The organism is Parabacteroides faecis, assembly GCF_014647375.1.
GTDB classification, from domain to species: domain Bacteria; phylum Bacteroidota; class Bacteroidia; order Bacteroidales; family Tannerellaceae; genus Parabacteroides; species Parabacteroides faecis.
In genome coordinates this window covers 301,204-307,332 of record NZ_BMPB01000009.1, presented here as the reverse complement: position 1 = coordinate 307,332, position 6,129 = coordinate 301,204, and the positions used below count along the sequence as shown (strand labels likewise).

General features: G+C 39.5%; 6 protein-coding genes and 1 tRNA gene. 4 read left to right on the top strand and 3 right to left on the bottom strand.

Translation table 11 applies throughout. The features are described from left to right. Positions 1-325 precede the first annotated feature (325 nt). The 3 genes from IEY67_RS15275 to IEY67_RS15265 are packed head-to-tail and all read right to left on the bottom strand — an operon-like array spanning position 326 to position 1,575. Positions 326-748 carry an integrase core domain-containing protein gene (locus tag IEY67_RS15275; protein WP_183672181.1) on the bottom strand — a complete coding sequence of 141 codons (423 nt, stop codon included), beginning with the start codon at positions 746-748 and terminating at the stop codon, positions 326-328. A gap of 15 nt (positions 749-763) precedes the next feature. Next, positions 764-1,042: a DDE-type integrase/transposase/recombinase gene (locus IEY67_RS15270; RefSeq protein WP_183672180.1), complete on the bottom strand. Its 279-nt coding sequence runs from the start codon at positions 1,040-1,042 to the stop codon at positions 764-766. Between the two features lie 35 nt (positions 1,043-1,077). After that, a complete protein-coding gene (locus IEY67_RS15265; RefSeq protein ID WP_183672179.1) occupies positions 1,078-1,575 on the bottom strand; it encodes a transposase in 498 nt (165 codons plus the stop codon). A gap of 226 nt (positions 1,576-1,801) precedes the next feature. On the opposite strand from IEY67_RS15265, the gene sppA reads away from it, so the two are divergent. The 4 genes from sppA (at position 1,802) to IEY67_RS15245 (ending at position 5,863) form a co-directional block, all read left to right on the top strand. Next, on the top strand, positions 1,802-3,568 hold the full coding sequence (sppA, locus tag IEY67_RS15260; RefSeq protein ID WP_183672178.1) for a signal peptide peptidase SppA: 1,767 nt from the start codon (positions 1,802-1,804) through the stop codon (positions 3,566-3,568). 6 nt (positions 3,569-3,574) lie between these two features. Continuing rightward, a complete protein-coding gene (gene lpxK, locus IEY67_RS15255) occupies positions 3,575-4,675 on the top strand; it encodes a tetraacyldisaccharide 4'-kinase (RefSeq protein ID WP_122375105.1) in 1,101 nt (366 codons plus the stop codon). Positions 4,676-4,682: 7 nt separating this feature from the next. Beyond that, positions 4,683-5,714 (top strand): thiamine-phosphate kinase, encoded by a 1,032-nt coding sequence (thiL, locus tag IEY67_RS15250; protein ID WP_183672177.1) that lies wholly within the window; start codon positions 4,683-4,685, stop codon positions 5,712-5,714. A gap of 76 nt (positions 5,715-5,790) precedes the next feature. Next, a tRNA-Phe gene (locus IEY67_RS15245) sits at positions 5,791-5,863 on the top strand. The last annotated feature ends 266 nt before the right edge of the window (positions 5,864-6,129 follow it).

Sequence of the window (6,129 nt, the reverse complement as noted above, 5' to 3'; positions counted from 1 at the left end):
CTCAATCATCAAACGAATGAAGCATATATGTGTTCTTTGCGTTTGATATATATCAAACGAATACTTTATACTGTAGCACGACCTTTACTGAAAGTAGTTTACAGATAAAACATTTATTACTAAAAACAATTTACATAACAATACTAAAATCCTAACTTCAGTTTACACCTTTTGTGTTTATTCCTACAACAACTTTACAGAAAGCTCTGTCGGTTGGAAAGAGAAACAAAGTTAGTGAATAAAAATCACCCATCCAAAAAGTCATTGCTCTGGGATCGCCTAAGCGGCAAGGGAGTGGAGCAACACTCCCGACGAGCGTTAATCTCTATTGATAAACAGAGATATGAGTTTTCGTATAAGGATAATTTTTCCACATTTTTTTCAACTCCTTGTCTTGTTTGTATGCCTGCTCAGGCGTTAGCCTGTTATTACTGGCATGGGGCCTTTCCTTATTATAAAACTCGATAGCCGGAATTAATACCTTCCGTATCTCATCCTCATTTTCAAAGGAATATAAAGAAAGCCATTCTTGTTTAAGGATGCCATTAACCCGTTCAGCTACAGCATTCTCCAGTGGATCCCCGTGTTCTGTACGGCTGGCTTGCATACCATTTTTTGCCAATAATTCCATATAAGCAAAGCAAGTGTATTGAATACCTCTGTCTGAATGGTGGATCAAACCAGTCAGTGGATAACCGGCAGTTTCTACTGCTTGATTCAGAGCTTCTTCTGCATTTTTACACTTCATAGATGAAGAAAGTACTCAGCCCATAATCCTATGGGAATAAAGGTCTGTTATAAGAAATAAATAGCAAAAGCCCTTCGATGTCCAGACATAGGTAATATCACTTACCCAAATCTGGTTCGCTGCAGTAGGAATCAGACCTTTTATCTGATTTGGATAGAAAGGAGCGTATAGATCCGAATAAGTTGTCCGTGCTTTACGTCTTTTTATCCGAAGCATCAGACCGCTTTCTCTCAACAGGTTATAAAAGGCATCACGTCCCATTGTAAACTTCTCCCCAAAATAACTCTTGCACATCTCAAATAATTTCTGGCAACATATACGCGAAGCTTTTAGACGGATATCATGGACATACTCCAATATAAAACCTTTGAATACAAGCCGCTCAAAATCAATCTCATGATACTGATAATAAGACTGTTTGGTGCCAGCTTTTTTCTGATCGGAATCTTGAACATTTCTTCTGCCACATCAATCATCGTGTCATAGGCATCTGCACGCATTCTTTCCTGATAAAGAGCCAGTTTCGACTCTTTTAGTTCCCGTTTGAGGCGGTTTATTTCTTCACTTTCCGTTCTTGGGGATTCGTTTTTTTTCATGGGTACTTCTTCATTTTCTTCGCCCACAAATTTACGAATCCAATTGCTTACAGTACACTGCTGAGGGATAGAATATTTTTTACTCAGTGCGTGTTTACTGATTCCACCTGCCAAATACTCTTTGACGACTGCTATACGAAACTCATCCGTATATTTTTGATAACTGACCTTTGGTTTACACATTTTCTTTTTGTGATTGTGTAAACTTTTTTCTGTACAAGTCATTAACATCAGGTATCTTTTACAGGAATATCAAAATAAAAACTCCAAATCCCTGTATTCAAGAATTTGGAGTTTCATTATTAAAAATTCATTTGTTCCATTTACATTACAGGAGCGTCAGGAACTATCCTTTATAAAAGATATTATTATCAGACCAAATAAACGAGCACAAAGAACAATTAGTATCAATAAGTTAACTATATTTGCTGTCTGATAAAAATTACGCGACACAGATATGAAACAATTTTTTAAAATGATGTTTGCCTCAGCCTTAGGAGTTTTCGTTGCTGTTGGCCTGATTTCCATTGTATTTGTATTTACTCTGATTGGTATCGCCACCAGTATGAGCAGTACACCTGAGTATACTCCCAAAAGTAATACCGTTTATAAATTAACGCTTGACGGCAACTTATCTGATAATATCCAGGAAAACCCTATCGCTATGCTGATGGGTGAGACAGATAAAACTCTTTCTTTAAAAGATATATTATCTACAATCCAAACAGCTAAAGAGAACAAAAATATCAAAGGTATATATATAGAAGCAAAATCGTTGAGCACAGGTTCAGCCAGCCTTGAAGCCATTCGCAGAGCTTTAATCGATTTTAAAGATAGCGGTAAGTTCATTGTCGCTTATTCCGACAATTACACACAGGGTTGTTATTACCTTTGCTCTGTTGCCGATAAAGTATTCCTGAATCCCCAAGGCACTTTGGGATTGGTCGGAATGGCATCACAAACAATGTTTTACAAAGAACTGCTCAAAAAAGTAGGTGTAGATATGATGATCTTCAAAGTCGGCACTTATAAAGGAGCCGTAGAGCCTTTTATGCTTGACAAACTGAGTGATGCCAATCGCGAACAGATCCAGTCATACATGGGCAGTATCTGGGAAAATGTAACAAACGGTATTGCCGAAGCCAGAAATATCCCGGTAACCGATATTAATAATTTCGCGAACCAGGGTTATGCATTCGCTGCTGCAGAAAAGACAGTAGAATGCGGATTAGTAGACGAATTAAAATATCGTACCGAAACAGAAGAGTTTGTTAAAGAACTGGCAGGCCAAAGCGACAAACGCCTGCAAACGGCAGATATATCCAAAATCAAAAGTATTAAAACGATCGATCGCGAAAAACCTAACCGTATTGCAATTTTATATGCAGAAGGAGAAATCCAACCTGAACTGCCTTCTTCGCCTTACGATACAGAACAAGCTATCACAGAAAAGGTAGCCAACGAACTGATCAAACTAAAAAATGATGAGAACGTCAAAGCGGTTGTTTTCCGTGTTAACTCTCCGGGTGGTAGTGCTTTTGTATCCGAACAAATCTGGCACCAGGTGGTAGAACTAAAAAAGGTAAAACCGATCGTTGTTTCCATGGGTGACGTTGCCGCATCCGGAGGATATTATATTTCATGTGCTGCCAGCAAAATAATAGCTGAACCTAATACGCTAACCGGATCGATCGGTATCTTCGGTATCTTCCCTAATGTAACCGGTTTATTCAATAAATTATCTCTTACAACGGACATTGTAAAAACCAATACTTATGCCGACCTGGGAGATATGAGTCGTCCGATGCGAGAAGATGAGAAAGTGCTGATCCAGTCGTTCGTTGAAAGAGGATACGATACATTCCTTACCCGTTGTGCCAACGGTCGTGATATGAGCAAAGAAGCAATCAACGAAATCGGACAAGGACGCGTCTGGACAGGCGAGCAGGCCAAAGAGCGCGGATTAGTCGATGATTTGGGAGGTATTGACAAAGCGATCGAAACAGCCGCTACATTAGCCGACCTCAGCGATTACAGTCTAACCTACGTTTCCGGCTCAAAAGATTTCTGGAAAGAATTTATCGAGAAACAGCTGGGAGAAGTAAAAGTATCCATCGTAAAAAATGTGCTGGGTAATGAATATGAGTATTTCAAAACTCTGAATAATATAAAATCGACAACAGGAATCCAGGCAAGACTTCCTTACGATGTTAAACCTTTATAATCCGAGATGCCGACAGAAAACGACATAAAAATACATCCTCTGCTTTCTCCCCTCTCCTTCTTATACGGACTGGGAGTAAGATTCCGTAACCAGCTTTTCGATTGGAAATGCTTAAAATCGGAATCATACCCGATACCTGTTATCTGTATAGGAAACCTGGCAGTGGGAGGAACAGGAAAAACCCCTCATACCGAATACATTATCCGTCTATTGAAAGAAGACTACAGGATAGCTGTACTCAGCCGGGGATATAAGCGAAAAACTACGGGATTCATTTTAGCAAACGAGCAAAGCACCAGTCTTGAGATCGGAGACGAGCCATATCAGATGAAACACAAATTTTCAGATATTCTCGTAGCAGTAGATGCCGACCGTCGTGGAGGTATCGATAAGTTGCTGGCGCTTCCCAAAGAATTACGACCGGAAGTGATCCTACTTGACGATGCCTTTCAGCATCGTTATGTCGCCCCTTCCTTTGCGATCGTACTGACCGACTATCACCGTTTGTTCTACAACGACAAACTGTTGCCGACAGGCAGGCTACGTGAACCGGTCAGCGGAATACGCCGTGCAGATATGGTGATTGTCACAAAATGCGAAGAAGATATGAAGCCCATTGAATACCGTATTATAGAAGAGAACATGAAACTGTTGGCACACCAGTCGATTCATTTCACTCATATAGCATACGCTGATATTAAACCGGTATTCGACAGCCATGCAAAGTCTCTTTCCCGGAGTGATATCCGTAAAGAAGACGAACTATTGATTCTATCGGGTATTGCATCTCCTGACGGATTTATCAGAGAAGCCAGGAAGCTATCGGAAAAAGTAACCCCACTGATCTTTTCCGATCATCATACTTTCGAAAAATCCGACATCCGCCGTATGAAAAATGTATTCGACAAAATGAGTTCAACCGGCCGATATATCCTGGCTACAGAAAAAGATGCTGCGCGGTTAATAGACAATCCATATATTCCTGAAGAATGGAAAACATGTATGTATTATCTGCCGATCACGATAGAATTCTGTCTGGACAAAAAATTCGATGATGAAATCAAAAAACATATATCAACATTCCATAAAGATAAATTGTTACGATAAATAAAAGATGAACAAAAGAACAGAAATAGGAACATTAGGCGAGTTTGGTTTAATCCGCCACCTTACAGAGAAAATAGAGTTAAAAAACGAAAGTACGGTAAAAGGCGTAGGTGATGATGCCGCAGTACTCGATTACAAAGAAAAACAAGTATTGGTAACAACCGACCTCCTGCTTGAAGGGATTCATTTCGACCTGACTTATGTTCCCTTAAAACATCTGGGATATAAATCGGCTGTTGTCAACTTTTCCGATATTTATGCAATGAACGGAAAACCGAAACAAATGACTGTTTCACTCGGTATATCCAAACGTTTCTCGGTAGAAGACCTAGATGAATTTTATTCAGGACTTCAACTGGCATGTGATATTTATGGAGTTGACATTGTCGGGGGAGACACTTCTGCTTCATTGACAGGCCTGTGTATCAGTATTACCTGTATTGGTGAAGGCGAGAAAGATAAAATCGTCACTCGCAGCGGAGCCAAAGACACTGACCTGGTCTGCGTATCCGGCGATCTGGGAGCTGCATATATGGGTTTACAACTTCTTGAAAGAGAAAAGAGAGTGTTTAAAGGAGAAAAAGAATTTACTCCTGATTTCACTGGTAAAGAATACTTATTGGAACGTCAGTTAAAACCGGAAGCCCGTAAAGATATTATCGAATCACTCGACAAAGCCGGTATCGTTCCAACTTCCATGATGGACGTTTCCGACGGACTTTCGTCTGAATTACTCCATATTTCAAAAGAAAGTAATGTAGGTTGCCGTATATACGAAGACCGTATTCCTATAGATTATCAAACAGCTGCTATGGCAGAGCAGTTCAACATGAATTTAGTGACTGCAGCTTTGAATGGTGGTGAGGATTATGAACTTTTGTTCACCGTTCCTCTTACCGACCATGACAAAGTTTCTGAAATGAAAGGAGTTAAAGTCATAGGCCATATTACTCGTCCCGAACTGGGCAACTATCTGGTAGGCCGTGACGGTGGAGAAGTTGAACTGAAAGCTCAGGGATGGAATTCACTTAATGAATAATTTTTGGTATTTTTCTTCACAAACTCTTGCATATAAAAAAAAAGTCCGTATCTTTGCACCCGTTAAACAAAACAATGGTGCCATAGCTCAGTTGGTAGAGCAAAGGACTGAAAATCCTTGTGTCCCCGGTTCGATTCCTGGTGGCACCACTTATAAAAGAAAAAGAACGAAGAAAACTCCTGAATTTCAAGCAAATTCAGGAGTTTTCTTTTATATCAACAGGAAAAACACACCGAATTCTTCGGTTTCAAGGTGTGTAATTCGGGAGTTTTTTTTCAAAAGCTAAATTCCCTCCCGAATTCATCTCAAATCCACTATATTTCAAAATATTACCACCTAACTAATCTTTATAACTCAGGAACAAATCTTATTAAAAAAACATCTATTATCACAGATAATTATATTATTCGTCTTG